Origin of the sequence: Pseudomonas sp. W22_MBD1_FP4 (assembly GCF_052113765.1) — a bacterium.
In the GTDB taxonomy this organism is placed as follows: domain Bacteria; phylum Pseudomonadota; class Gammaproteobacteria; order Pseudomonadales; family Pseudomonadaceae; genus Aquipseudomonas; species Aquipseudomonas sivasensis.
The window spans coordinates 113,810-140,022 of the sequence record NZ_JBGQOI010000019.1 but is presented as its reverse complement, the minus strand read 5'-3'; the positions used below and the strand labels follow the sequence as shown (position 1 = coordinate 140,022).

General features: G+C 60.5%; 23 protein-coding genes. 7 read left to right on the top strand and 16 right to left on the bottom strand.

Annotated features, from left to right (window positions below):
• Positions 1 to 52: 52 nt before the first annotated feature.
• The 11 genes from ACEN2T_RS22580 to ACEN2T_RS22530 form a co-directional block, all read right to left on the bottom strand.
• Complete coding sequence (locus tag ACEN2T_RS22580; RefSeq protein WP_032885788.1) at positions 53 to 1,075, bottom strand: ABC transporter permease; 1,023 nt, start codon at positions 1,073 to 1,075, stop codon at positions 53 to 55.
• A 58-nt stretch (positions 1,076 to 1,133) separates the two neighbouring features.
• Positions 1,134 to 2,687 (bottom strand): sugar ABC transporter ATP-binding protein, encoded by a 1,554-nt coding sequence (locus tag ACEN2T_RS22575; RefSeq protein ID WP_442117577.1) that lies wholly within the window; start codon positions 2,685 to 2,687, stop codon positions 1,134 to 1,136.
• A 65-nt stretch (positions 2,688 to 2,752) separates the two neighbouring features.
• Positions 2,753 to 3,688, bottom strand: a complete 936-nt coding sequence (locus tag ACEN2T_RS22570; RefSeq protein WP_095185946.1) for a sugar ABC transporter substrate-binding protein — start codon at positions 3,686 to 3,688, stop codon at positions 2,753 to 2,755.
• Positions 3,689 to 3,736: 48 nt separating this feature from the next.
• Complete coding sequence (locus ACEN2T_RS22565) at positions 3,737 to 3,913, bottom strand: hypothetical protein (RefSeq protein ID WP_163033238.1); 177 nt, start codon at positions 3,911 to 3,913, stop codon at positions 3,737 to 3,739.
• A 128-nt stretch (positions 3,914 to 4,041) separates the two neighbouring features.
• Positions 4,042 to 5,070, bottom strand: a complete 1,029-nt coding sequence (locus ACEN2T_RS22560; protein WP_032885785.1) for a Gfo/Idh/MocA family protein — start codon at positions 5,068 to 5,070, stop codon at positions 4,042 to 4,044.
• Positions 5,071 to 5,205: 135 nt separating this feature from the next.
• Entirely contained in the window at positions 5,206 to 6,216 is a 1,011-nt protein-coding gene (locus tag ACEN2T_RS22555) for a Gfo/Idh/MocA family protein (protein WP_099602658.1), read from the bottom strand.
• A 19-nt stretch (positions 6,217 to 6,235) separates the two neighbouring features.
• Complete coding sequence (gene iolD / locus ACEN2T_RS22550; protein WP_442117576.1) at positions 6,236 to 8,167, bottom strand: 3D-(3,5/4)-trihydroxycyclohexane-1,2-dione acylhydrolase (decyclizing); 1,932 nt, start codon at positions 8,165 to 8,167, stop codon at positions 6,236 to 6,238.
• 10 nt (positions 8,168 to 8,177) lie between these two features.
• Complete coding sequence (locus tag ACEN2T_RS22545; RefSeq protein WP_442117575.1) at positions 8,178 to 8,993, bottom strand: TIM barrel protein; 816 nt, start codon at positions 8,991 to 8,993, stop codon at positions 8,178 to 8,180.
• Between the two features lie 24 nt (positions 8,994 to 9,017).
• Complete coding sequence (gene iolB, locus ACEN2T_RS22540) at positions 9,018 to 9,806, bottom strand: 5-deoxy-glucuronate isomerase (RefSeq protein ID WP_442117574.1); 789 nt, start codon at positions 9,804 to 9,806, stop codon at positions 9,018 to 9,020.
• Positions 9,803 to 10,696: a myo-inosose-2 dehydratase gene (iolE, locus tag ACEN2T_RS22535; protein ID WP_032885779.1), complete on the bottom strand. Its 894-nt coding sequence runs from the start codon at positions 10,694 to 10,696 to the stop codon at positions 9,803 to 9,805. The genes iolB and iolE overlap by 4 nt, the downstream gene beginning before the upstream one ends.
• Before the next feature lie 184 nt (positions 10,697 to 10,880).
• Positions 10,881 to 12,818, bottom strand: a complete 1,938-nt coding sequence (locus ACEN2T_RS22530) for a bifunctional 5-dehydro-2-deoxygluconokinase/5-dehydro-2-deoxyphosphogluconate aldolase (RefSeq protein WP_032885777.1) — start codon at positions 12,816 to 12,818, stop codon at positions 10,881 to 10,883.
• Between ACEN2T_RS22530 and ACEN2T_RS22525 the strand changes: the two genes are divergently transcribed.
• Together ACEN2T_RS22525 and ACEN2T_RS22520 are read left to right on the top strand one after the other, a co-directional pair.
• Entirely contained in the window at positions 12,817 to 13,020 is a 204-nt protein-coding gene (locus ACEN2T_RS22525) for a hypothetical protein (protein WP_143499427.1), read from the top strand. The two genes, ACEN2T_RS22530 and ACEN2T_RS22525, sit on opposite strands and share 2 nt — an antisense overlap.
• 82 nt (positions 13,021 to 13,102) lie before the next feature.
• Positions 13,103 to 14,011 carry a MurR/RpiR family transcriptional regulator gene (locus ACEN2T_RS22520; protein WP_442117573.1) on the top strand — a complete coding sequence of 303 codons (909 nt, stop codon included), beginning with the start codon at positions 13,103 to 13,105 and terminating at the stop codon, positions 14,009 to 14,011.
• A 223-nt stretch (positions 14,012 to 14,234) separates the two neighbouring features.
• Here the strand turns inward: ACEN2T_RS22520 and ACEN2T_RS22515 are convergent, their stop codons facing one another.
• Positions 14,235 to 15,140 (bottom strand): hypothetical protein, encoded by a 906-nt coding sequence (locus ACEN2T_RS22515; RefSeq protein ID WP_032885773.1) that lies wholly within the window; start codon positions 15,138 to 15,140, stop codon positions 14,235 to 14,237.
• Positions 15,141 to 15,453: 313 nt separating this feature from the next.
• On the opposite strand from ACEN2T_RS22515, the gene ACEN2T_RS22510 reads away from it, so the two are divergent.
• Together ACEN2T_RS22510 and ACEN2T_RS22505 are read left to right on the top strand one after the other, a co-directional pair.
• Positions 15,454 to 16,137, top strand: a complete 684-nt coding sequence (locus ACEN2T_RS22510; RefSeq protein WP_010564812.1) for a response regulator transcription factor — start codon at positions 15,454 to 15,456, stop codon at positions 16,135 to 16,137.
• On the top strand, positions 16,115 to 17,506 hold the full coding sequence (locus tag ACEN2T_RS22505) for a sensor histidine kinase (RefSeq protein WP_032885772.1): 1,392 nt from the start codon (positions 16,115 to 16,117) through the stop codon (positions 17,504 to 17,506). The genes ACEN2T_RS22510 and ACEN2T_RS22505 overlap by 23 nt, the downstream gene beginning before the upstream one ends.
• Before the next feature lie 628 nt (positions 17,507 to 18,134).
• Here the strand turns inward: ACEN2T_RS22505 and ACEN2T_RS22500 are convergent.
• Positions 18,135 to 18,545, bottom strand: a complete 411-nt coding sequence (locus ACEN2T_RS22500; protein ID WP_032885770.1) for an SRPBCC family protein — start codon at positions 18,543 to 18,545, stop codon at positions 18,135 to 18,137.
• A gap of 240 nt (positions 18,546 to 18,785) precedes the next feature.
• Here ACEN2T_RS22500 and ACEN2T_RS22495 point away from each other — a divergent pair, with 240 nt between their 5' ends.
• A complete protein-coding gene (locus tag ACEN2T_RS22495) occupies positions 18,786 to 20,948 on the top strand; it encodes a TonB-dependent siderophore receptor (protein ID WP_442117572.1) in 2,163 nt (720 codons plus the stop codon).
• A 3-nt stretch (positions 20,949 to 20,951) separates the two neighbouring features.
• Here the strand turns inward: ACEN2T_RS22495 and ACEN2T_RS22490 are convergent, their stop codons facing one another.
• Positions 20,952 to 21,389 carry a carboxymuconolactone decarboxylase family protein gene (locus ACEN2T_RS22490; protein WP_095185955.1) on the bottom strand — a complete coding sequence of 146 codons (438 nt, stop codon included), beginning with the start codon at positions 21,387 to 21,389 and terminating at the stop codon, positions 20,952 to 20,954.
• 96 nt (positions 21,390 to 21,485) lie between these two features.
• Positions 21,486 to 21,956: an Lrp/AsnC family transcriptional regulator gene (locus ACEN2T_RS22485; protein ID WP_032885766.1), complete on the bottom strand. Its 471-nt coding sequence runs from the start codon at positions 21,954 to 21,956 to the stop codon at positions 21,486 to 21,488.
• Between the two features lie 123 nt (positions 21,957 to 22,079).
• On the opposite strand from ACEN2T_RS22485, the gene ACEN2T_RS22480 reads away from it, so the two are divergent.
• Positions 22,080 to 23,324 (top strand): methionine gamma-lyase, encoded by a 1,245-nt coding sequence (locus ACEN2T_RS22480; protein ID WP_032885763.1) that lies wholly within the window; start codon positions 22,080 to 22,082, stop codon positions 23,322 to 23,324.
• Between the two features lie 141 nt (positions 23,325 to 23,465).
• Positions 23,466 to 24,134, top strand: coding sequence for a response regulator transcription factor (locus tag ACEN2T_RS22475; protein WP_181644240.1), 669 nt, complete (start codon positions 23,466 to 23,468; stop codon positions 24,132 to 24,134).
• Between the two features lie 117 nt (positions 24,135 to 24,251).
• Here ACEN2T_RS22475 and ACEN2T_RS22470 read toward each other — a convergent pair whose 3' ends face one another.
• Positions 24,252 to 26,210: a MacB family efflux pump subunit gene (locus tag ACEN2T_RS22470; protein ID WP_032885760.1), complete on the bottom strand. Its 1,959-nt coding sequence runs from the start codon at positions 26,208 to 26,210 to the stop codon at positions 24,252 to 24,254.
• Positions 26,211 to 26,213: the final 3 nt, after the last annotated feature.

Here is a 26,213-nt window from a genome sequence, read left to right as displayed (position 1 = left end):
GACTTGCCCTCAGTCGAATCGTCGCACCGCACCTCCCACAGTTTGTACCGCGTCAGCGTTTGAGTTTGCGTTTGTTGCGGTACTGGTCGATCACCACCGCCACCACGATGATCAAGCCTTTGATGATGTCCTGGATATACGCATCCACCCCCACAAAGGTAAACCCGCTGGCCATCACCCCAAGGATAAGCGCGCCGATCACCGTACCGGTAATACGCCCTACCCCGCCCGCCAGGCTGGTGCCGCCGATGACCGCTGCCGCAATCGCGTCCAGCTCATAAGACATGCCCATGCCCGCCTGCCCCGTGGCGGCGCGTGCCGAAGCCACCACACCTGCCAGGCCTGCCAGGAGGCCGGCGATGCTGTAGACGATGATCAGGTGACGCTTGACGTTGATCCCCGAGGTCCGCGCCGCCTGCATGTTGCCGCCGATGGCGTAGGTGTACTTGCCGTACTTGGTGTAGCGCAGGGCGATATGGAAGATTACCGCCACCACCAGGAAGATGATCACCGGCATCGCGCCATGACCAATAGCCGTGTACGAGTCCGAGAGCATGCTCACCGGCTGGCCTTCCGTGTAATAACGCGCCAGACCACGGGCCGAAACCATCATGCCCAGTGTCGCGATAAACGGCGGGATACCGGTGACAGCAATGATGCTGCCGTTGATCGCCCCTGCCAGCAGCCCCACACCCAACCCCATCGCCACCGGAATCCACACGGGCAGATCGGTCAGCGACGGGAACACCGCCCGGGAAAAGTCAGAAGTCTGAGCCAAACTGGCGGCAATCATCGCCGACAGCGCCAGCACCGAGCCCGAAGACAGGTCGATCCCAGTGGTGATGATTACCTGCGTCACCCCGATGGCCAGCAGGCCGATGATCGATACTTGCAGGATCATCAGCACCAGCCGCTGGGAGTTCATCAAAAAGCTCTGGTCACGCACGATCCAGCCGAACAACTCAAACACCAGCCCGATGCCGATCAGCACCAGGAAGATACTCAGCTCGGTGGGCAGTCGCCGCCGGTTCTTGACCGGTGCCGTGGCAGGCTTGTTGTCTGTTATCGCGTTCATAGCCAATCACCTTCTTATTCTATGGTGCGGGCCAACCGCAGGCCCGCACGGCTGTTCGTCAGTGGACTACGGTCATACCGGAGGCCAACTGCATGACTTTTTCCTGGGTCGCATCCGCACGGCCCAGGGTGCCCATCAGTTCACCCTCGTGCATCACCATCACCCGGTCGCTCATGCCCAGCACTTCAGGCAGCTCCGAGGAAATCATGATCACCGCCATGCCTTCGCTGGCGAGGAAGGAGATCAGGCGATAAATCTCGGCCTTGGCACCGACGTCGATGCCTCGGGTCGGCTCATCCAGGATCAGCAACCGCGGATTGGTCATCAACCACCGGGCGAGCAAGGCTTTCTGCTGATTGCCACCGGATAAGGTGTCGATGCACTGCTCAAGAGACGGGGTTTTCACCCGCAGCTTCTTGCACATGTCTTCGCACAGCGCACGCAGGGCTTTCTGCTGGATAAAACCGTTACCCGAATAGTGCGGCAGTACCGCCATCTCCATGTTTTCCAGCACCGACAGGCACGGGAACAGGCCGCTGAGCTTGCGGTCCTCAGTCAGCAGCGCAAAGCCTTTCTCGATGGCCATGTGCGGATCGGTAATGCGTACCGGCGCGCCATCCAGGGTGATCTGCCCGCTGCTGCTTGGGGTGATGCCAAAGATGGTTTCCGCCACGTTGGTACGGCCCGAGCCCATCAACCCGGCAATACCGAGGATCTCGCCAGCATGCAGGTCGAAGGAGACGTCCTTGAACACGCCATCCAGGGTCAAGTCGCGCACCGACATCAGCAACTCGCCGATAGGCGTCTCGCGCACCGGAAACAGATGGCTCAGCTCGCGCCCCACCATCATCGAGATCAAGCTGTCGCTGTTCATGCTGTCGGCACGTTGCAGGCCGATGTAATGGCCGTCGCGGAACACCGCCACTTCATCGGCGATGGCAAACACTTCGTTCATTTTGTGCGTGATGTAGACGATGCCTTTGCCCTGCGACTTGAGGTCGGCAATGATCGAAAACAGGTGGGCCACTTCCTTTTCGGTAATGGCCGAAGTCGGCTCATCCATGATCAGGATGTCGGAGTCGTAGGACACGGCCTTGGCAATCTCGACCATCTGCCGTTCGGCGATGCTCAGGTTACCCACGTGTTCCTCGGGGTCAAGGTTGATGCGCAGGCGCGCCAGCAACTCGGCGGTGCAGCGGTGCATTTCGCGGTGGTTGACCATGTGCAGGCTGTTGAGCTGCTCGCGGCCGATCCAGATGTTTTCGGCGATGCTCATATGGGGCATCAGGTTGAGTTCCTGGTGGATCATCGCGATCCCGGCTTTCTGGGCCGCCAGGGGTGTTTCAAAGACGATGGGCTTGCCGCGCAGACGGATTTCGCCAGCATCCGGCTGATAGATACCGGCGATGATTTTCATCAAGGTCGATTTACCCGCACCATTCTCGCCCATCAGCGCCAGCACCGTGCCGGGGCGCACACGCAGTTGTACGTCGGCCAAGGCGACGACGCCGGGAAAGCCTTTGCTGATGTTGACGATTTCCAGCAGGTAGGGTTCTTCCTGCGCCAGCGGCTGGATACCGGGAGGCTGCGAGACAACGGCTTGAGCGAGCATAGGGAGGTACTCCATCAGCAGGGCGGGCACGACCGCCCTGCCGGTTCATTGTTGTTATGTCTGGGCTACTTGAACTTGGCGACGTTTTCCGGAGTGATCAGTTGGAACGGGATGATCACGTTCTGCTCGACCGGCTCGTTCTTGGCCATCTTGCGCGCCGCTTCCACCGAGCCCACCGCCTGGCCCTTGGCGTCCTGGAACGCGGAGGCGGCCATGTCACCCTTGGTGATCGCATTCAAGCCGTCCGGCGTACCGTCGACCCCCGCGATCAGCACACTGCCTTTTTCCTTGCCAGCCGATTTCAAGGCCATGGATGCGCCGATCGCCATCTCATCGTTGTTGGCCAACACCGCGTTGAACTCGCGGCCTTGGGTCAGCCAGTCGTTGACCAGGGTCATGCCCTTGTCCCGCAGCCAGATACCGGTCTGTTCCTGTTCGATCTTGATGTCCGGGTACTTGGCCAACACTTCCTTCACGCCCTTGGTGCGGTTGGTGGTGGAGTTGTTCGCCAGGTCGCCCAGCAGGATCACGATCTTGCCCTTGCCGCCGAGTTTTTCAGCGATGTACTGCATTTGCAGCTTGCCGGCCTCGACGTCATCGGAGGTCACGGCCACTACGTCCTTGGGCAGGTCTTTCTGGTCCGGACGGCGGTTGACGAACACCAGCGGGATGCCCGCCTTGGTCGCGGCGTTGATGATGTTTTTGGTGGAAGCCGTGTCGACCGGGTTGACGATGATGGCGTCGACTTTCTGACTGATAAAGTTCTCGACCTGGCTCAGTTGCTTGACCACATCGGCGCGGGCGTCTTCGAACTGCAACTGCACGCCGTCGCCCTTGGGATAGGACTTGGCTTGCTTATCCATGTCTTCGCGCAGGTAAGTGAGGAAGGTGTCATCGAACGCGGACATGCTCACGCCGACCTTGATGTCGGCGGCGCTGGCAAAACCGCTGGCCAGCATCATGGATAAAGCCAGCGCGGTAAAACGGATCGGGGTCTTCATGAACGGTCTGTCTCCACTTTCTTGTTGGTTTTTTGGACGTTGCGTTTATCAGAGCTCGGCGGGCAATCGAACGACCGGGGCGCCAGGAATGCAGCAGACCAGCGCGCCTTGGTTTTCGACGCACAGCACATTAAGGAAGGAGAAGTAGAACGGCCGGGCGCGGGGCAGACCGCGGGGCGTGTGGGCAGGGCGTAAAACTCGCAGTACAGCGTTGAAGATTTTCATCTGACGGTACCTGGTTGTTTTTGATCTTGTTTTTGTTGAGTCGCCGGGGTCGAGCCCAAGACGTACTTTATGCAACCTGGAAAAGACTTTATTGGAAAATAATTTCCATATCAACCTGTTTTAGAATTTTATTCTATTTTTGTTGAAACCACCTGCTGACGCTCGGCGCTCAGGCGTGCGGCGTCCAATATACGGGTGGTTTCCAGCGCGTCATAGGCATCTACCGGCAAGGGTCCCTGCCCTTGCACGGCCGCTTGCAGTTGCCGGTAAAACTGCGTCCAGCAGCCCTTTTCTGAAGGCACCCGTTCACGCTCATCACCTTGCTCAAACCAGCCCCAGCGGCGGTGCTCCTCGGCGCCCCAGTGCTCGCCTTCGGTTTTCGGCGATTTGCCCGCCATCAGCGCTTCTTCCTGGCCATCCAGCCCGTCCACCGTGTAACAACCCAAGGTGCCGCTCACCCGAAAGCGCGGGGCCTGGCTGTTTTGCAGGGCGTTGCCCCACAGATGGGAAATAACCCCGTTGGCATGGGTCAGGGAGACGAAGAAACCGTGGTCGACGCTGGGGTGTTCGGCGGTGTAGTGCAATTGTGCGAACACCCGGTCCACTGGGCCAAACAATTGCAGCGCCTGGTCCACCAGATGACTGCCCAGATCACGCAGCCAACCCCCGCCACTGGCATTGCCCACCGCTTGAGGGCTGAAGCGTTCCACGCGGGATTCGAAACGAGTGATGGTGCCCAGCGCACCGGCGTCGATGAGCTTGCGAAGGGTCAGGTAATCCGAGTCCCAGCGCCGGTTCTGATAGACGCTGAGCAACACTTCATGGCGTTCGGCAGCGGTGATCAACGCCTGAGCCTGTTCAGCGTTGGCGGCAAAGGGTTTGTCGCTGACCACCGCCACACCGTGTTCGATGGCTTCCAGCACCAGCGCCGGGCGGCCCTTGAGGGTGGTGGAAATGACCAGCGCATCGACACCGGCTTCGACGATCTGGCCAATGCTGTCAAAGGCCTTCACACCTGGAAGATCAGTACTTAATTGCTGGCGCCGCTCTGGTGAGCGCGTCACCACGCCGACAAACGTCGCCCCCGGCAAAGTCGCAATCAGCGGCGCATGAAAAAAGCGCCCTCCGTGGCCGTAGCCGACTAGTCCGATTCGCATGATCAACTCCTGAGTTGAATTGGAAACCCAATCAACTGTGGGAGGGTGCTTGCCCCCGATAGCGGTGGATCAGAAACAAATTTATTGCTGACCCACCGCTATCGGGGGCAAGCCCCCTCCCACATTGACCGAGTGTTAGCCGTAGAAGTGCGGACGATCCGGCAAGCTCACTTTCACAATCTGCTCACTGCCCTGCGCCTCAATACACGCATCCGCTGCCACCGCCGCCGCAAACCCATCCCACGCCGACGGCCCACCGACCTGACCGGCGCGCACGCTATCAATGAAGGCCTGCAACTCCACGTCATAGGCACCGATAAAACGGTCCTTCCAGTCCATCAAAATTGCGTTCGACAGTTTGGCACCGCTGCGCAATTGCACTTGTGAAGGCTCCGGCAATTTGGCGATGCCGGTCTCCCCTACCACTTCGCACTGGATGTCGTAGCCGTACTGGCAGTTCACAAACACCTCCACATCGATACGGGTGCCCTTGGCGGTTTCCAGCAGCACGATCTGCGGGTCACGCAGGTGGGCCAAGGCCTTGCTGGTCTTGCGCGGGAACACCACTTGCACTGATACGTAGTCGTCGTTGAGCAACCAGCGCAGCACGTCCAACTCGTGGATCAGGGTGTCGGTGATCGCCATATCGGTCTTGTAGTTCTCACCCACCGTCGGGTTGCGGTGCGCGCAATGCAGCATCAACGGCTCGCCGATCTGGCCGCTGTCGATCACGGCCTTGAGGGCGCGATAGCCTTCGTCATACGGGCGCATGAAGCCCACCTGCACCAGGCGCTTGCCGTAGGCCACTTCGGCCTCGACGATCTTGCGGCAGCCTTCGGCAGTCACCGCCAGGGGCTTTTCACAGAACACCGGCTTGCCGGCGGCGATGGCCGCGAGCACGAATTCTTCATGGCTCGGGCCCCACGAGGTCACCAGCACCGCTTCCACCTGCGGCGAGTTGATCAGCGCGTGGCCGTCCGGATACACCTCGGCGTCCAGCTTCAACTCCGCAACCACCTTGGCGGCCTGCTCAAGGTTGATATCGGTCACCGCCACCACCTGGCTGTTGAGCAAGGTCTGGCTGCAACGACGAATATGGTCGCGGCCAATGGCGCCGGTACCGATCACTCCAAGCTTCAAAGACATACAAACACTCCTCTTGTTATTAGTACTGCCGGGCCTTCGCCAGGTGTTCATTGAGTTTTTTCGCCGCTGCGTTGGTGCGCTCACTGGTGGAAACCTGCGCGACGCCTACCCGCCACCACGACAGGTAGCCGTGGATCATGGTCTTGGGCAGCACTTTGATGTCGATCAGGGTCGAGACGGTTTGCGTGCGCGCATCGGCCAGGGCCGCTTCAAGCTGCTCCACGGTGCTGACCTTGTAGGTCTTGCAGCCGTAGGCCGCAGCACTCATGGCGAAATCCACCGGCACCAGCGCGCCGTCGAGCTTGCCGCTCTCGGGGTCGCGGTAGCGGAATTCGGTACCGAAGCTGTCCATGCCATTGCCGATCTGCAGGTTGTTGATGCAGCCGAAGGCCATGTTGTCCAGCAGCACTACGTTGATCTTGCGTCGCTCCTGGATGGAGGTGGCCAGCTCCGAGTGCAGCATCATGTAGGAGCCATCGCCGACCAGCGCGTAGACCTCTTTGGTCGGCTCGGCCAGCTTCACGCCCAGGGCAGCATTGATCTCGTAGCCCATGCACGAGTAGCCGTATTCGACGTGGTAGGTGTTGACGCCCTTGCTGCGCCAGGCGCGCTGCAAGTCACCAGGCAAACTGCCGGCGGCGGCCACGATGATCGCGTCATCGGCCAGGGTTTGATTGAGCACGCCGAGTACGCGACTTTGGGTCAGGCACGAGCCAGTCAGCTCGATAAATTCGCGCAGTACAGCGCGGTCCAGGTGGTCATCGACCTCAGGCACAAAGTCATCACCCTGGTATTCCACCTGGTGCACACGGTCCACTTCGGCGTCCAACTGCGCCTTGGCCTCACTGATCTGCGAGCCCCAACCGGAGCGATAATCGCCGAGGGCATCGGCCAGCGCTTGCAGGGCCAATTTGGCATCGGCCAACACCTGCACGCCGTCCAGCTTCAAGGCGTCGGCGGGGCTGATATTCAAGTTGAGAAACTTCACCTCGCCATGTTTGAACAGTGACTTGGATGAGGTGGTGAAGTCGGTATAACGGGTACCGATACCGATGATCAAGTCGGCCTCTGGCGCCAGCAGGTTGGCGGCCAGGCAGCCGGTTTCACCGATACCGCCCACGTTCAGCGGATGGCTTGAGACCACCGCACTTTTGCCCGCTTGGGTTTCAGCGAACGGAATATCAAAACGCTCGGCAAACGCCTGCAACGCAGCATTGGCGCCGGAGTACTTCACGCCGCCGCCACAGATAATCAGCGGCTTGCGCTTGCCTCGGAAAGCCGCCAACGCATCGCCAATCATCGCGGCGGTGGCCGGACGGCGGTCGATACGGTGCACGCGTTTTTGCAAGAAATAATCAGGGTAGTCCCAGGCTTCGGCCTGCACATCCTGAGGCAGCGCCAGGGTTACCGCGCCGGTTTCGGCAGGGTCGGTGAGCACGCGCATCGCATGAATCGCGGCGGTCATCAGTTGCTCAGGACGGTTGATACGGTCCCAGTATTTGCTCACCGAGCGGAACGCGTCGTTGGTGCTGATGCTCAGGTCGTGGAACTGCTCGATCTGTTGCAACACCGGGTCGGGCTGGCGGCTGGCGTAGACATCACCGGGCAACAGCAGCAACGGGATACGGTTGGCGGTGGCGGTCGCCGCAGCGGTCAGCATATTCGCCGCGCCAGGGCCGACAGAGGCGGTGCACGCGTAGATCTTGCGGCGCAGGTGCTGCTTGGCAAAACCGATGGCGGCGTGGGCCATGCCCTGCTCGTTGCGGCCCTGGTGCACCACCAGATCGCCGCTGTCCTGCTCCAGCGCCTGGCCCAGGCCCAACACATTGCCGTGGCCGAAAATGGTAAACACGCCGGCGACAAACTTGCTCTGCACGCCATCGACTTCGATGTATTGGTTATCCAGGAACTTCACCAGGGCCTGGGCCATGGTCAGTCGTGTTGTGGTCATGTCGCGCCCCTTAACGATTTTGCAGGTGGGCGATGCTTGCCCCCAACGCCAGCTGTATATCCGCCAACTCATGCACGCTTGTGGCAAATGGCTCGAACGACAGGTAGCCGCTGTAACCGGTGCTGAGCAACGTGTCGATCTGTGCGGCATTGCCGAGGATGTCGCCCTCGCCCACCAGCACGCGGTGGCCGTCGCGGATCGAGTTGAGCGGCGCCTCGGCATCTTCCACGCCGGAGATATGCACCAGGCCGGTCAACTCCGGGAAGAACTCATGTTCATTGGCCAAGTGGTGGTGGAAGGTGTCGTGCACCACGCGGAACACATCCAGGCCGCCAATGGACTTGATTGCGTCCACCGCCACACGCTTGCGGCGCAGGGCAGACTCTTCGAAGCCCAGGGGTTCGACGAAACCGAGAATCCCGTACTCGCGCAGGATCGGCGCCAGCTCACTCAATGCAGTGCGCAAACCGGCGGCGCGCTGAGCATCGTTGCGCGTGTCGCCCGGTTCATTGAGCGGGCACATCACCAGGCCTTGGGCGCCACATTCACGGGCGTAGGTAGCGAGTTTGATCGCCTGGGCGCGGCGCTCGTCGTTCCACACATCAAAGGGGTACAGCGCGTTGATCGACAGCACCGTAATGCCCTGCACCGCGCATAACTCACGCACGCGACTGGCCGGGGTGCCGTATTCGATTTCGCGGTTTTTGAGGTCATTGCGAATTTCGATGGCATCGCACTGGAGCGCGGCCGCCAATTGGATGAAATCCGGCAGGGACAGGTTGGGCGCGACCATGCGGTTCAGGGCAAAGCGTAGAGGCGACTTCATTGTTGTTCTCCGTCTAGAACCGTTTTAAAGGTCAAGCAGCCAACTGTGCTGCGGGTCGTTGTGGAAATGCCAGGCGCGCTTGGGGCCGGCCATGACGTTCAGGTAATAAGACTCGTAGCCGTACGGCACACTGACCGGGTGATAGCCCTTGGGCACCACTACCAAGTCACTGTTTTCCACGGCCATGGCTTGGTCGATGCTGCGGTCGTCGGTGTAGACCCGCTGGAACACAAAACCCTGGGGCGGGTTGATCTGGTGGTAGTAGGTCTCTTCCAGAAAGCTCTGGTGCGGCAGATCGTCGGTGTCGTGCTTGTGCGGCGGGTAGCTCGACGAATGCCCCGACGGCGTGCGTACTTCCACCACCAGCAGCGAATGGGCCGGTGAGGTGTCGGGCAAGATGTCGCACACGTAACGGGTGTTGGCGCCTTTGCCACGTACGCTGCGCTTGCAGTCTTGCGGGCGGATCAAGCGCGGTTCGTAACCGCCGGCACCGGGAGCAGCGCAGACGGCAATTTGTACGTCGCTCAAGGCGGTGACCTGGGCATCGGTGCCCGGCGGCAAGTAGGCGGCGAACGGGGACTTTTCCTCGAACACTGACTGGCGATCACCAAGGTTCTGCCAGTTGAAGCCCTCGCCTTCGATGTTCACCCGGCCGCTGAGCAGCACCAGGCACAGCTCTTTATCTCCGGCGCTGACCGGCAGGGTTTCACCGAGACTCAGACGGTAGGCTTTGAACCCTACGTATTCCAGACGCCCCTCTTCCAAGGCAACCATGGTTTGCCCGCGTTTATTGCTTTTGACCAACAGACTCATTGTCCAACCCTCTCAGTGAGAAGAGCACGCAAGGTGTCATAGCCCTTTTTCGCATAGATATAACTGGGCGCCACCGCCGGATCCTGCTCGGCCTCCACCACCAGCCAACCTTCGTATTTGGCGGCCAGCAGCACATCGAGCAACTCGGCAAAATCGATATCGCCATCGCCGGGCACGGTGAAAGTGCCGTTGACGATGCAGTCGGGGAAGCTCCACATCTGGTTGCGCGCCAGCTGCACCACCGGTTTGCGCACGTCCTTGAAATGCACGTGGCACACGCGGTCTATGTGTTTGCGTAGCACGTCGAGGGGTTCGCCGCCGCCCATGTAACAGTGGCCCGAATCGAACAGCAGGCCGACTTCCGGCCCGGTGCGGCGCATCAACTCGTCGATGTCTTGCGGGGATTCGACGTACGCGCCCATATGGTGGTGGTACGCCAGTCGCACGCCTTGGGACAAGGTAAAACGCGCTAACTCAGTGAGCTTGTCGGCGTATTCCTGCCAGGCCTGCTCGCTATGAAAGCGCGGGCGTTCGATCAGGCGAATGCGCGAGCCCTGGATCGAATCGGCCACCTCGCCGTACACCAGCACCTTGGCGCCGTTTTGTTTCAGCAGTTCGACGTGGCCGGCAATGGCTTCGATTTCTTCAGCCACCGAGCGGCGCGCCAGACGGCTGGAATACCAGCCGGAGACCAGCGCCAGGTCATAGGGGCGCAATACGTCGCCGACGCCCTTGGCATCCTTGGGGAATTTGCCGTTAAGTTCGAAACCTTCGTAGCCGATTTCCTTACCTTCGCTCAGGGCAGTGCTCAGCGGAGTTTCACCGCCGAGGGCCGGAAGGTCGTCGTTGCTCCAAGAGATCGGGTTGATGCCAATTCGGATTGCGGGCATGGCTGCACCTTTATTATTTTCAGGTATCACTGAGATCTGCTTTCTGCTTTATGTGGGAGGGGCTTGCCCCCGATAGCGGTAGTTCAGTTACAGAAGTGTTGTCTGACACTCAGCCATCGGGGGCAAGTCGAATCGTCGCACCGCCCCTCCCACATTGGATTGCATTTCAAATTAGGAACTGGGTTTAGCCTCGCGCACTGCGCCAGGCGTTGATCAATTGCTCAAAGGTCGCCTGTACCTGCTGAATCAACGTCTCATCATCAATCTCCCCCGCCATCCACAAACGGCTCGGTTCCTGGAAGATCGTGCGGCCCACGGCAAACCCACGGCAGGTGGTGCTTTGGCTGGCTTGCTGGAAGCCGTCAGCGAGAAACTCAGCCGAGGCATTCAAGCCCAGCAACACCACGCCACGGCAGTACGGGTCACGCTCCTGGATCAGCTCGTCGAGCTTTTTCCAGTCCTCGGCCGACTGCGCCTCGATTTTCCACCACGCCGGGTAGATGCCCAGGTTGTACAGGCGCTTGAGGCTGCGGTAGAGCGCGTCCGGGTAGGTGGACGGGTGATCCTTGGGCGGGATGACTTCCAGCAGCAATTCATGGCCGCTGACCAGGGACGCCTCGTACACCGCCTTGAGCTGGGCTTCCTGTTCCAGGCGCAGCAAGGGTTCGTCATCCGGGTGGAATTGCACCAGGCACTTGATGATCTGTTCCTGAGGCCAGGCAATCAGGTTGCTGCCAATCGAACGGCCATGCTCGAAGGCCAAGGGCCGCGAGTTCTGCACTTCCACCGGGCGGGCGATCCACCAGCCACGACCGCTGGCGGCGTTGAGCGCGTCCTGACCAAAACGCTGGTCGGCCAACAACCCCACATCGGCGGCAACGCCCTGCTCGGCGAGCTTTTTTTCCACGCGTTCGATGGCCTGGATAAATAGCTGCTTGATATCGCTGATGCGTGCCGGATCCTGGCCGCCTCTTTGCGCCAGGTCGACCAATTGCCAGCGGTGGTCGAAGGCGAAAATAAACAGTTGCTTCCATTGCTTGCGCGGCACGCTGACACGGTGCAGACGTTGCAGGGTCACGTCCTGGTCCGGCCGAGTGATCGGCACCGGGCTATTGAACAGGTAATCAAGCTCGGCTGGCGTCGGCATGGCCGGAGCGCAAGCGTGGCGCGAGACCACCAGGCCGCCACAGGCATTGGCCAGTTGGCTGCAACGTTCGTCGCTGGCGTCATTGATCCAGCCGCTGAGAAAGCCCGACATAAATGCATCGCCGGCGCCCAGCACATTGAGCACTTCCACACGCACGCCAGGGTAGATCGCGCCGTCTTCCAAGCGCGCTGGAATCGCACCGTGGATGACCGTGCACCCCTGCGGTCCGAGCTTGACCACCAGCGTGGCGGGCGTAAGTTCGCGCACGGTGCGCAGCGCGGTGAGCAGGTCTTCGCTGCCGCCGGCGATCAGGAATTCTTCTTCGGTGCCGACGATCAGGTCGAAACGCGGCAGGATTTTCTGCACATGCTGGCTGACATTCTGGTCCGCGACAAAACGCGTCTCGCCATCTGCCTTGCCTGCCAGGCCCCACAGCACAGGGCGGTAGTCGATATCCAACACGCGCTTGACGTTGTGCTTGGCCGCATAGTCCAGCGCTTGGATGCTGGCCTTGTACACACCGTCGGTGGAGAAATGCGTGCCGGTAATCAGCAGCGCTTTGCTGGAGGCAATAAAGGCTTCGCTGATGTCTTCGGCGCGCAGGGCCATGTCGGCGCAGTTTTCGCGGTAGAACACCAACGGGAAGGTTTCGCGGTCCTTGAGGCCCAGCAGCACCAGGGCAGTGAGCCGTTCCGGGTCGACCTTGATACCGCTGACATCACAGCCTTCGCGGGCCAGGGATTCCACCAGGAAGCGACCCATATGATCGTCACCCACACGGCTCAGCATCGCCGACTTAAGGCCTAACCGCGCAGTGCCGAAGGCGATGTTGGCGGAGGAACCGCCGAGGTATTTGGCGAAGCTGGACACGTCCTCAAGCCGCGCACCTACTTGCTGTGCGTAGAGGTCGACGCCCAGGCGCCCGAGGCAAATCAGATCCAATTGACGCCCACTGGCAAAACGAGTCTGGCCCATGCTGGCTCCTGTTATTTTTATCAGCCTGCGTGGTGCCGCCGTGGTGACGGCTCACGCTCTTGGTGAGAGCAGACTAGAACGTTCAGCGGGCTCAATCAATATTTATTCCAGAATTATTTTTAGTGGAATATTTTTTCCAATAAGCCAGCATAATGGCACCCTAGCCCGCGTGCATCGTTTCAGCAGCCCACCGGGGCCGTGATGCCGGGGTATTTTTTTGCGCCTACCCTGTAGACTTGCGCCACCCATCAGCGCATCAGACGAACACGCCAGAAGGATTGCCCATGTCCCGCACCGATCCCGAGACCACCCTGGAAGCCCCTCTCGCCAGCCCTCCGGTCAATGCTGAACGCCTGTTGCAGCTGATCACCGACGAATATGAAAGCCTGCCTCGGCAACTCAAGCGCATCGCCAGCTACATGAGCCAACAGAGCGACCGCATCATGGTTGACCGCATCAGCGACATCGCCCGCGAATGCGAAGTGCATCCCTCGGCGATCGTGCGGTTTTCCCAGCGTTTCGGCTTCAGTGGGTTCAGCGAAATGCAGGCACTGTTTCGCGAGGCCTACACCCACAAGACCACGCCGGTACAGAACTACCAGCAGCGCATTCGCAGCATGATTGCCAACAAATCCCAGAAGGCCAGCGGCGGCGACCTGGCGCGCGAATGCGTCAACGCCACGCTGTCGGGTATTGAGCGTCTGGGGCAGGAGTTGGATGACGTCGCGTTCGACAAGGCCGTGGACCTGGTGGTCAATGCCGACAATATCTACGTGGTGGGTGTTCGCCGTTCGTTCGCGGTGGCCGATTACTTGGTCTACAACCTGCAGCACACCAACAAGCGTATCCATCTGATCTCGGGTCTGGGCGGCAGCTACCGCGAGCAGATGCGCAGCGTGCGCGCCAATGATCTGGTGATCGCCATCAGCTTCACGCCCTACGGCAAAGAGACCCAGCACTGCCTGCGCATTGCGCAACACCACCAGGCAAAGACCCTGATCATCACCGACAGCAACCTGTCGCCCCTGGCCAAGCGGGCGAACGCAGTGTTGTTGGTGAATGAAGGTTCGTCGTTTGCCTTCCGCTCATTGAGCGCGACCCTATGCCTGTGCCAGGCGCTGTTTATTGCGGTGGCGTATCGGTTGGAGTTGAAGGTGGACGAAATTCACGAGCAAGTCGGGTTCGACGACTGACTATCAAACACCGCAAAGCAAATGTGGGAGGGGGCTTGCCCCCGATGGCGTTGGAACAGTCGATGTTGCTGTCGACTGACACTTCGCTATCGGGAGCAAGCCCCCTCCCACAATGGACCGAGCTGGGTCCGGATCAGTGCATGAAAATCGCGATCAGGATGATCACCGGGATCGGCACGCCGAGGAACCAAAGCAGTAATGAGCGCATGTTGTTCTCCTTGAATTAACGAACGTAGTTTTCGGTTTCGACGTACACCACGGCATCGCGACGACGACCACCAAAGGTCGCAGCGAAGCTGGCAAAGAACGCACCGATCAACAGGGCAACAAAGGTCCAAAGCGAGGTGTAAGCGGCGACCTTGGCGGCGGTATCAGCAGCCTGTTTGGCTTTGAGCTTGGCGTCTTCGACGGCTTTACGGGCATCGCCGTAAACCTTGTCGATACGCGCTTCGGCGTCGGCCTGGCTGAGGTTGGTGCGCTGGCTGATCAACTGGGCCAGGTAGGCGCGGTCTTCAGCGGCCAGTTGGCCGTCGTTGCTCAGGGTGCGGGTGAAGATGCGGGCGACTACGCCGTGGGCCGCGTCATCGCTGACAGCAACCGGGCGGTCATCGCGAAATAGGCTGTCGACGTAATAGTCGAAGTCGCCGCCGTTCACGCCTTTAGCCGCACTGCCCGCCGCTTGAGTGATTCCGCTGGCAGCACCCGCCGCCACGCTGGCACCGGCTTTGACGCCACCGCTGACAACACTGCTGACCGAACCGACCACCAGCACTGCGGTAACCAACGTGGCTACCGCCCAGGCCAGGAAGCCATGGGCTGTGTCGCGAAAGTACACCTCGTCGCCATGCATCCCGGCCCACTTCACACGTAACCGGCCGGCGATATAGCCACCCAAGCCGGACGCAACGATCTGGGTAAACGCCAGCCAGACAATGGTGGAAATGCCAAGCCCCTTGGCACTGATACCGCTATCGGCCCACGGCGACACCGCCGAAAAGCCCAGGCCGAAACCCAGCAGTACCAAAATCAGCGACAGCGCAGCTGCCGCCGCGGCCCCTGCAAAAATAGCCCCCCAGGAAACCCCGGAGAGCGTGCTCGACTCTTGCAGCGTGGATGAGGATGTGATCATTGTTGTTTTGCTCCCGGCAGGAAAAATAGTGTTACAAGTCTCAAAAGGGACAGTGCAGGCACCATGCCAGCCGGCAATAAAATTAAAATCGTTAAAATTCAACACGTTAACTCGATTGAACTTAACCGAACCATGCAAGTTGCAAGATAGGGCTTTCACCAGCGGGCGTTATGCAAGCCCTGCCCTCCTTTATGAGCGCCAACCGTGGAAACAGGGTGAGCTTCAGAAACATGAAGTTTTATTTAGGAAGCGTTCAGCCATTTCTTGGCAAAATGCCCCCACTTCTAGTGTGAATCGCTCACCAGGTAATCCTATGACCCGCATTTTGACCATCGAGGATGACGCCGTAACGGCCCGCGAGATCGTCGCCGAGCTGAGTAGCCATGGACTGGACGTAGATTGGGTGGACAACGGCCGCGAAGGCCTGGTCCGCGCCGTGAGTGGTGATTACGATCTGATCACCCTCGACCGCATGCTCCCCGAACTCGATGGCTTGGCCATCGTCACCACCCTGCGCACCATTGGGGTGTCGACGCCGATCCTGATGATCAGCGCCCTCTCCGATGTCGACGAACGCGTACGCGGTCTGCGCGCCGGGGGTGATGACTACCTGACCAAGCCGTTCGCCTCCGATGAAATGGCCGCCCGCGTCGAAGTGCTGCTGCGCCGCAAAAGCACGGTCAAGGAGTTCGAGACCGCCCTGCGCGTGGCCGACCTGGAACTCAACCTGATCAGCCGCGAAGCCAGTCGCGCCGATCAGCCCCTGAGCCTGTTGCCCACCGAATACAAACTGCTGGAATTTTTGATGCGCAACACCGGGCAGATCCTGTCGCGGATGATGATCTTCGAGGAAGTCTGGGGCTATCACTTTGACCCAGGCACCAACCTGATCGACGTGCACATCGGCCGCCTGCGCAAGAAAATCGATCCACCGGGCCTCACGCCGCTGATCCGCACGGTACGAGGTTCCGGTTATGTCATTGCTGAACCCCTCTAAGGGCTGGCGTTCTTCCAGTAGCCGTCTGCTGGCGCTGTACAGTTCGCTGTTCGTGGCCTGGAGCTGCATCCTCATGGGGGTGCTGTATTACGAAGTCTCCGGTTACCTGAGCGACCTCTCGCGCCACTCGCTGATGCAGCGCCAGCACCTGTTCCAGCGTTTCGACGGTGAAGAACTGGTGGAGGCGCTGACCACCAGCATGACCTTCGACATGAAGGGCGTGGACGCCTACGGCCTGTTCGACGAACAATTTCGACCCTTGAGCGGGCCGATCCGCGCGATACCACCCGACTTGCCCCTGGACGGCAAGATCCACACCCTGACCAATTGCGTCGACTCCGACGATCCCAAACTGCCCAAGGACAGCTGCGACGCCGTCGCCACCCACACCGACGAAGGCCGCTGGCTGGTGCTGGTGCGCGCCAACGGTTCGCTGTTTGGTGTGACGCGGATCATCTGGCATGCATTGCTGTGGGCATTGTCCCTGACGATCATTCCCGGCGCTGCCGGCTGGCATTTGCTGCGTCGCCGTCCGTTACGGCGGATTCGCGGGATCCAGGCCAGCGCCGAAGCCATCGTCGCCGGCGACCTCACGCACCGCTTGCCATTGTCCAACCGCCGTGACGAACTGGACATGCTCGCGGCCATCGTCAACGCCATGCTCGACCGCATCGAGAAGCTGATGAACGAGGTCAAGGGTGTGTGCGACAACATTGCCCACGACCTGCGCACCCCGCTCACCCGCCTGCGCGCGCAGTTGTACCGCATCAAGCAGCAGGCCGAAGCCGAGTCGGCGCATGCGTTGCAACTGGACGACGCCATCGCCGAAACCGACACCCTGATGGCGCGCTTTCGCGGGCTATTGCGTATCTCGGAGCTTGAAGACCACCAGCGCCGCTCAGGCTTTCTGGTGATGGACCCACTGCCGCTGCTGCGCGAGTTGCACGACTTCTACCTGCCCCTGGCCGAAGAAGGCGAACTGCATCTGGTGCTCGACACCCCGGAATCCTTGCCGTGGATCACCGGCGACCGCGCACTGCTGTTCGAAGCCCTGGCCAACCTGCTGAGCAACTCAATCAAATTCTCCCCTGCGGGAGGCGAAGTGATTTTGCGCGCGGTCAACGATGGCGGCAGCACGCGCATCGAAGTGCACGACTCCGGGCCGGGCATACCGGCGGCAGAACGCAAAGCAGTGTTCCAACGGTTTTATCGCGTGGATGAGAGCGACCAACAAGGTGGGTTCGGGTTGGGCTTGTCGATTGTGGCGGCGATCATCAACTTGCATGGGTTCAAGTTGGAAGTAGGTAGCAGTGCAAGCGGGGGCGCGCGGTTGGTATTGGAGTGCCGCCAACAACTTATGCCCGAATAGCCTTAACCGAGTGAATGTGCGTGTTGTGGTGCGCCATTCATTATTCTGCTGTACCCGTTATCTTGCTGTACCAGCTATCCCGTGGTGCCAGTTGTCTGCGGTGACAGCTATCTGTAGTAACAGCTATCTGTAGTAACAGCTATCTGTAGTAACAGCTATCTGTGGTGACAGTTGTCTGTAGTACCAGTTGCCTGTAGTGCCAGTTATCTGTGGTGAGCGGGCTTGCCCCGCGCTGGGTGGCGAAGCCGCCCCAAACCAGGCGACCCGGACGCTGCCTGATACTACGCGGTGCGTTGATTGGGGCCGCTTCGCAGCCCGGCGCGGGGCAAGCCCGCTCACTACAGAAGCCCGCTCATGAAGTCAGAAATTCGCCCGCAGCGCCTCAACACCCCCCTTGTAAACCCCGGCAAATTGGAGTGCCAGTTGTCTGTGGTGACAGTTGTCTGTAGTGACAGTTGTCTGTAGTGACAGTTATCTGTGGTGAGCGGGCTTTCCCCGCGCTGGGTGGCGAAGCCGCCCCAAACCAGGCGACCCGGACGCTGCCTGATACTGCGCGGTGCGCTTATTGGGGCCGCTTCGCAGCCCGGCGCGGGACAAGCCCGCTCACTACAGAAGCGCGCTCATGAGGTCAGAAATTCGCCCGCAGCGCCTCAACACCGCCCTTGTAAACCCCGGCAAATAACTCTTCGACCGCAGCATCCGTGGTGCCCGCCGCCGGCGTGAATACGCCCGACCAGGTTACCTTCGCCGACGATTCGCTCAGCGCTTCAACCTGCAACGTCGCCAGGTACGCAGTCACAGGAAATGACGATTCCTCGATGGTGTAGCTGTAGGTGCGCGCCACGTTATCAAAGGTCTGCAAACGTTCTACGATCACACCACCGTCGCCAGTGGTCAGGTGACGCAAGCGGCCGCCTTCGCCTGGCTCGCTCTTGGCGATCAGCGGCAACCAGTCCGGCAGGCTGTTGAAGCCGCCAACCAATTGCCAGACCGTGTCGGCCGATACCGGGATTTCAATCACTGCAGATGCTGTTGCCACGGTAAATCTCCAAGTCGTAGGAAAACGTCGTCCAGACTGCCACGCCACGCGCCTCAATGCATCAACTCCCTCAATCAGCGGCGAACACAACACCTTTAGGCGTTCTTGCTGAAATCTAATCCCTAAGCCGGCTTCCAACGTTGCGGGTGAGGTGAAAGAACCATTCTCGATAACTTGTAAAACCGCGCCGTAATGCCTAGCTTATGCGCCCCCCGCCCTGCGCTTTAAGGCCCTGCCCCCATGGTTTTGCGTTTTCGTCCCGTCGTTAGTTCACGTTTCGCCCTCGGCCTGTTGCTCAGTGGCGGTATTGGCAACAGCCTCGCGGCAGAGATCGAACTGCCGGCCGTGAAGGTTCAGGGCCAGGATGAGTCCGGTTATCGCGCCGATACCGCCTCGGTCGGCGGCTTCACTGAAGCACCGCTGCTGGAAACCCCGGCCTCGATCAGCGTGTTCAACGCCGACCTGATCAAGGACCAGCAAGCGCGACTGCTCAGTGAGGTGCTGCGCAACGACGCCTCGGTAGGCGACAGCTATGCGCCCATCGGCTACTACGAAAACTTCGTGGTGCGTGGCTTCTCGCTGAATGCGGCAAGCAGTTACAAGATCAACGGGCGCACCATCACCGGCGAACAGAACGTGGCCCTGGAAAACAAGCAACAGGTCGAAGTGCTCAAGGGCCTGGCCGGCCTGCAAAGCGGGATTTCCGAGCCCAGCGGCGTGATCAACTACGTGACCAAGCGCCCTGAGGATGTGCGTTCGGTAACGGTGTCCACCGATGACCGCGGCAGCGGCTATATCGCCACCGACGTCGGCGGCTGGTTTGGCAGCGAGCAGCAATTCGGGCTGCGCGCCAACGTCGCCCATGAAGACCTCAATTCCTACGTGGAGCATGCCAACGGCCAGCGCGACTTTGTGTCCCTGGCCTTCGACTGGAACATCAGCCCCGACGCGGTGCTGCAACTGGACGCGGAATACCAGAACAAGCAACAACGCTCGGTACCGGGCTACCAGTTGCTGGGCGGCACTGAGGTGCCCCACGACGCCTCGCCAAAAAAACTGCTGGGCCACCAGAGCGGCTCCAAGCAAGTCGGCATCGACTCGTTGAACCTCAACGGCAGGTTTGAATACCGCTTCAGCGACCAGTGGAAAGGCAGCGTCAGCGCCGCGCGCAGCAAGGTGGTGATCGATGATTACAGCTCGTTCGCCTGGGGTTGCTATGGCTCGACCAGTTGCACCTCAAGCGTGCGGAACACCTTCAGCCCCGAGGGAAACTACGACGTCTACGACTACCGCAGCCCCGACGACACCCGCCGCGACGACGAAGTGCAGGCGGCCATGACCGGGTTGTTCGACACCGCAGGCATCGGCCATGAGCTGACCTTCGGCACCAGCGCATTCCGTCGGGTGATCGACAAGCGCAACCCGGTCAACGAGTACATCGGCACCAGCAACATCGACGAAGACACGCCGACGTTCACCCCCACCGACAAACCGCTGAATCCAAGCCACCGCAACCTCGACAGCCGCCAATACGGCGTGTTCGTCACCGACCGCATCCGTTTCAATGAGCAATGGCAAACCATCCTCGGTGGCCGCGAAGTGCGCCTGGATGAAAAAGCCTTCGACGCTGTCAGCGGCGACCAGACACGCCATACCCAGCAATACGTGTTCCTGCCCCAGGCTTCGCTGATCTACACACCCATTGAAAACCTCTCGCTGTACACCAGCTACAGCAAGGGCCTGTCCCTGGGCGGCACCGCGCCGTGGTTCGCCACCAACGCTGCTGAAACCCTGGCACCCACCACCTCACGCCAGATCGAAGCCGGGGTGAAATACGACTGGCGCCGCATCAGCTTCGCCGCTGCCGTGTTCCAGACCCGCCAGGCCTACCAGTACGCCAAGCCCGGTGCTGCCGGCGACTTTACCTATGTGCAGCAGGGCGAGCAGAAAAACACCGGATTAGAACTCTCGGCCAACGGCTGGGCCACTGAACGTCTGCAAATCTCCACCAGCGTGGCGGGGATTCGCGCACGGGTGACCGGCAGCGGCACGCCGCAATACGAAGCGCATCAGGCGATCAACGTGCCGAAGCTGCGCGCCAGTGTCTACGCCGACTATGCGTTGCCGTGGGTGAATGGCTTGGCGGTGCTCGGCGGCGTGCAATACAGCGCCAAGAAGTACGCCAACCGCAGCGGCAACGTGGAGGTGGGAGATTATGCGGTGGTCAACGTCGGCAGCCGCTACACCACCAAGGTCGACGGCTACGAGACGGTGTTCCGCCTGAGCGTCGACAACCTGTTCGACAAGCGCTACTGGCGCGACGCGGGTGAGTACATGGGCGATGACTATCTGTTCCAAGGCGCGCCACTGACGGCGCGCCTGAGTGCCTCAATCAACTTCTGACGCTTACTTGGGCATCTTGCGAAAACCCACCGCCAAGCGGTTCCAGCTGTTGATGGTCGCGATCGCCACGCTCAGGTCGATCTGCTCTTGGGCGCTGAATTCAGCGGCCAGCGCGTTGAAGTCTTCGTCCGGGGCGTGGGTCTGGCTGATGAGCGTCAGGCTTTCAGCCCAGGCCAGCGCCGCACGTTCACGGGGGGTGAAGAACGGCGTTTCACGCCAGGCTGACAGGGTGTACAGGCGACGCTCGGTTTCGCCGCCCTTGCGGGCATCGGCGGTGTGCATGTCCAGGCAGAAGGCGCAGCCGTTGATCTGCGACACACGCAGGCGGATCAATTCCAGCAACGGCAACTCGATGGAGAGTTTGCCGACCGCCGCTTCAAGGGCAAGCATGGCTTTCATGGCGTCCGGGGAAGCGGTGTAGAAGTCGGTACGGGATTGCATGGTGGAACTCCAGAACGGTGGGATTGGTGGCTAGGTTAGTCACCGTCGCGGCCGTCAGGAATATCCAATTCCGGGGAAGATCAGGTAGCCAATGCATCAGCCCGGCAACGGAATCACCCGCAACGGCCGCACCGACTTATAAGAAAAACTCGAATAGATCTCTTTGACGCACGGCAGCGTCTGCAACACCTCCCGCGCAAACTCGCCAAACGACTCCAAATCCTTGGCGACCACTTCGAGCAAAAAATCATAGCGCCCCGATACGTTATGACAGGCCACGATTTCCGGAATCTCCAACAACCGCTGCTCAAACGCCCGGGCGATATCCTGGGTGTGGCTTTCCATCATGATGCTGACAAACGCCGTCACCCCATACCCCAGCGCCTTGGGCGAAAGAATCGCCTGGTAACCGCTGATCACCCCGCTCTCCTCTAGGTGACGGACCCGACGCCAGCACGGTGACGTGGTCAGGGACACGCGTTCGGCGAGTTCGGCGACGGTTAAACGGGCATTGCCTTGCAGGGCGTTCAATAACGCTTTGTCGGTGCGGTCCAAAGTGACGGGCATGATTTGCCTCTGTTCATTATTTTTAGGTTTTTTTCATCCCTTAACGCGGGATTTGTCGGCAAAGTTTGGAAAATCCAGCCTTGGTTATGAGCATAGCATTGTAGGAAATAAGGAGCGCCCGACATGAACAATAAACATAATGCATTCGGCTTTTCTACCCGCGCCATCCACCACGGCTACGACCCCAAGGACCACCACGGCGCGCTCGTGCCGCCGACCTACCTGTCAGCCACGTTTGCGTTTCCCACTGCCGAATACGGCGCCGCCTGTTTTGCCGGCGAAGCCGACGGCCACTTCTATACACGCATTTCCAACCCGACTCTGGCGCTGCTGGAATCGCGCATGGCCACCCTGGAAAACGGCGAGGCGGCAGTGGCGTTCAGCTCCGGCATGGGCGCAATTGCCGCGACGTTCTGGACCCTGCTGCGGCCAGGCGATGAGGTGATCGTCAGCCAGACCCTCTACGGCTGCACCTTCGCCCTGCTGCATCACGGTATCGGCGAGTTCGGCATCAAGGTGCGGCACGTGGACCTCACCGACCTGGCCGCCCTGCGAGCGGCGCTCAGCCCTGCCACTCGTATGATCTACTGTGAAACCCCGGCCAACCCCACCCTGCAATTGGTGGACATCACAGCCGTGGCCGCCCTCGCCCATCAACAGCCAAACGTGACGGTGGTGATCGACAACACCTACTGCACGCCGTACCTGCAACGCCCGCTGGAACTGGGTGCCGATGTGGTGGTGCACTCGGCCACCAAGTACCTCAGCGGCCACGGCGACATCACCGCCGGCATCGCCGTCAGCAACCTGGCCACGGCCCAGCGCATTCGCCTGCAAGGCCTCAAGGACCTGACCGGCGCGGTGATGTCGCCCCAGGATGCGTCGCTGCTGATGCGCGGGCTCAAGACCCTGGCCCTGCGCATGGACCGCCACTGCAGCAACGCCCAGGCCGTGGCCGAAGCGTTGCAGGCGCACCCGGCGGTGGAGTGGGTCACGTATCCGGGGCTGCCCTCTTTCCCGCAATACGAACTGGCGGCGCGGCAAATGAGCCAGTCGGGCGGCATGATTGCTTTCGAGCTCAAGGGCGGGATCGATAGCGGTCGGCGCTTCATGAATGCCCTCAAGCTGTTCACCCGCGCGGTCAGCCTCGGCGACGCTGAATCCCTGGCCCAGCATCCGGCGAGCATGACCCATTCCACCTACACCCCGGAACAGCGCGCGCACCACGGCATCAGCGAAGGCCTGGTGCGTTTATCGGTCGGGCTTGAGGACGTTGCCGACCTGCTGGCGGATGTGCAGCAAGCACTGGCCACATGCACGCGCGCCTTGCCGCGCCGAACGCTGATGGCGGCGCATGCGGTGAGATGAGTTTGTTTTGCCCTGACGGCGGTCGGACAGGTCCGGCCGCCGTTGGCCGTGCTTAATCTGGTTTTTTTCCCAATTGGATCCCCATCCCGCCGCCAGGCTGTACTAGCATACGTCCTGCACTCGACATTCATGGACGAACTGATGAACTCAAACCTGTTCCCACATATAGGCAAGGTCATCGCCAGCACCGGCAGTCGCCATTTCCCACGCATGCTGCATGACCTGATTCTCACCCAACTGGCAGTGGACGCCACCCATATCACCCAAATGCGCGTGAGCCCCGAAGGGCACACCCGCCGCAAGATCAGCCCGGTCTACACCGATTCGGTGGCGGCCCTGGGCGAAGCACAGCCCGCCGCACAACTGCACCTCACACGCCGCAAAGACGACGTGCGCTACGTGCTGTCGGTGTACCGCTCGCACCAGTCCGAAAGCTTTTCGCCTCAGGAGCGCAGCATGCTGCAGGACTTCTCCACCCTGCTGCTGCCGATGGTGGAAAAACACATCGCCGCGATCCAGCCCTGCCGCCAGGACAGCGATCCGAGGGAGCCGCAAAACCAGGGCATCGACACCCTGCGCCGACGCATTGAAGAACGCCTGGTGCAATCGGGCCTGACCCTGTCCAACCGCGAGCTGGAAGTGTGTGTGGGCCTGCTGGCCGGGCGGACGGCGCCGGAGTTGGCGGAGCAACTGGCATTGAAGGTCAACACGATTGAAAGCTACCTCAAGCGGGCGGCGATCAAACTGGGGATCAGCGGACGGCATTCGTTGTTGCGCTGGATGTATTCCACGGACGACGTCACCAGTTAAACCGGTGGGAGGGGGCTTGCCCCCGATAGCGGTGTGTCAGCCATAGATGCATCAACTGACAGTCCCTCATCGGGGGCAAGCCCCCTCCCACACTTGATCTTCACCGGCCAACAGAAATCAGTCCCTGGCCAATGCCTCAATCGGGTCCAGCCGCGCCGCGTTCCGCGCTGGCACAAAGCCGAACACAATGCCGATCAGCGTCGAACAGGCGAAGGCTGTGACGATTGAGCCGACCGAAAACACCATTTCCCATTCCTTCACAAACAGCGAAAACAGAAACCCCAGCGCGTAGGACAGCGAGATACCAATCAAGCCGCCGATCAGGCACACCATCACCGCTTCCACTAAAAACTGCTGACGAATGTCCGACTGCCGCGCGCCCACTGCCATGCGAATACCGATCTCACGAGTACGCTCGGTGACCGACACCAGCATGATATTCATCACGCCAATCCCCCCCACCAGCAATGAAATCACTGCGATCAACGACAACAGCAGCGCCAGGGAGCGGCTGGTTTTTTGCACCGTCTGCATGATGCTGTCGAGGTTATTGGTGAAAAAATCCTTGGTGCCGTGGCGTTGCAGCATGAGCTTGTTGACGTTGTCTTCCACCACCTTGCTCGGCTGACCGTCCTTGATGCGCACGGTGATGCTGTCCAAGTGGCGCTGGCCTAAAAGACGCCCCGCCGCTGTTTCGTAAGGCACCCACACGTTGAGCGCCTTGCTGGCGGCGAACATGTTTTTGTTGTCGGCCGTCACGCCAATCACTGTGCACGGCAGGTTGCCCACCAGGATCACCTGGCCCAACGGGTCCACGTTCGGCCCGAACAGACGGTGCCGGGTGTTGTGGTCGATCACCACCACCTGGGCCTGGCGCCGTGCATCGCTTTCGCTGAAGGCAATACCGGCTTCAAGCTTCAGCCCCTTGACCTTGAAGTAGCGGTCGCTGACGCCATTGACTTGGGCATCCAGATCAATATTGCCGTAGCGCAGCAACAGGCTGCGGCCCACCACCGGCGTGGCACTGTCCACGTAGTACAACTGGTTCAGCGCGTCCACATCCGACGGCATCAGGGTTTCGATGGCCGAGGCGCGGCTGTCGCCGAAACTGGTGCCGGAAAAGATATCGATGGTGTTGCTGCCAATCGCCTGGATGTCCTTGAGCACATAGCGCTTGGCGCCTTCGCCGATGGCCGAGATCGACACCACCGAGGTGATGCCGATGACAATGCCGAGCATGGTCAGCAAGGTGCGCATGCGATGGGACACCAGCGCGACCCAGGCCATGTTGAACGCTTCCTTGAACAACCCAAGGCTCGCCACCAACCGCCGTGCGCCGCTGCGCCGGGGCTCTATCGGCGCCTCGGCAGGCGCGTCCAGTCCACTGCGGGTGTTGGCCTTGTCACTGATGATCTCGCCGTCACAGACCTCGACAATACGCTGGGCATTCGCCGCCACCTTGGGATCGTGCGTGACGATAATCACCGTGTGCCCGGCCGCGTGCAGCTCGGCGAGGATACGCATCACCTCCTTGCCGCTGTGGGTGTCAAGGGCGCCGGTGGGTTCGTCGGCGAGGATCACTTCACCGCCATTCATCAAGGCTCGGGCAATACTGACCCGTTGCTGCTGCCCGCCCGACAACTGGCTGGGACGGTGGGTGGTGTGGCTGGCCAGCCCCAGGCGTTCGAGCAACTCCCGTGCGCGACTGTGGCGTTGAGTCTGTGGGGTGCCCGCGTAAATCGCCGGCATTTCCACGTTGTGCAAAGCACTGAGGTGCGCCAGCAAGTGGTAGCGCTGGAAGATGAACCCGAAATAATCGCGGCGCAGTTCCGCCAGTTGTTCATCACCCAACGAGCGGGTTTCGATGCCATTGATCTTGTAACTGCCGGCAGTGGCGTAATCCAGGCCGCCAAGGATATTCATTAAGGTGGATTTACCGGAACCGGACGCGCCGATAATCGCGATCATTTCCCCGGCCTGAATCGTCAGGTCGATACCCTTGAGCGCAATGAACTCACGCTCGCCGGCCATGAAACTGCGGGTGATGCCCTTGAGTTCCAACAGTGGCTGGCTCATCCG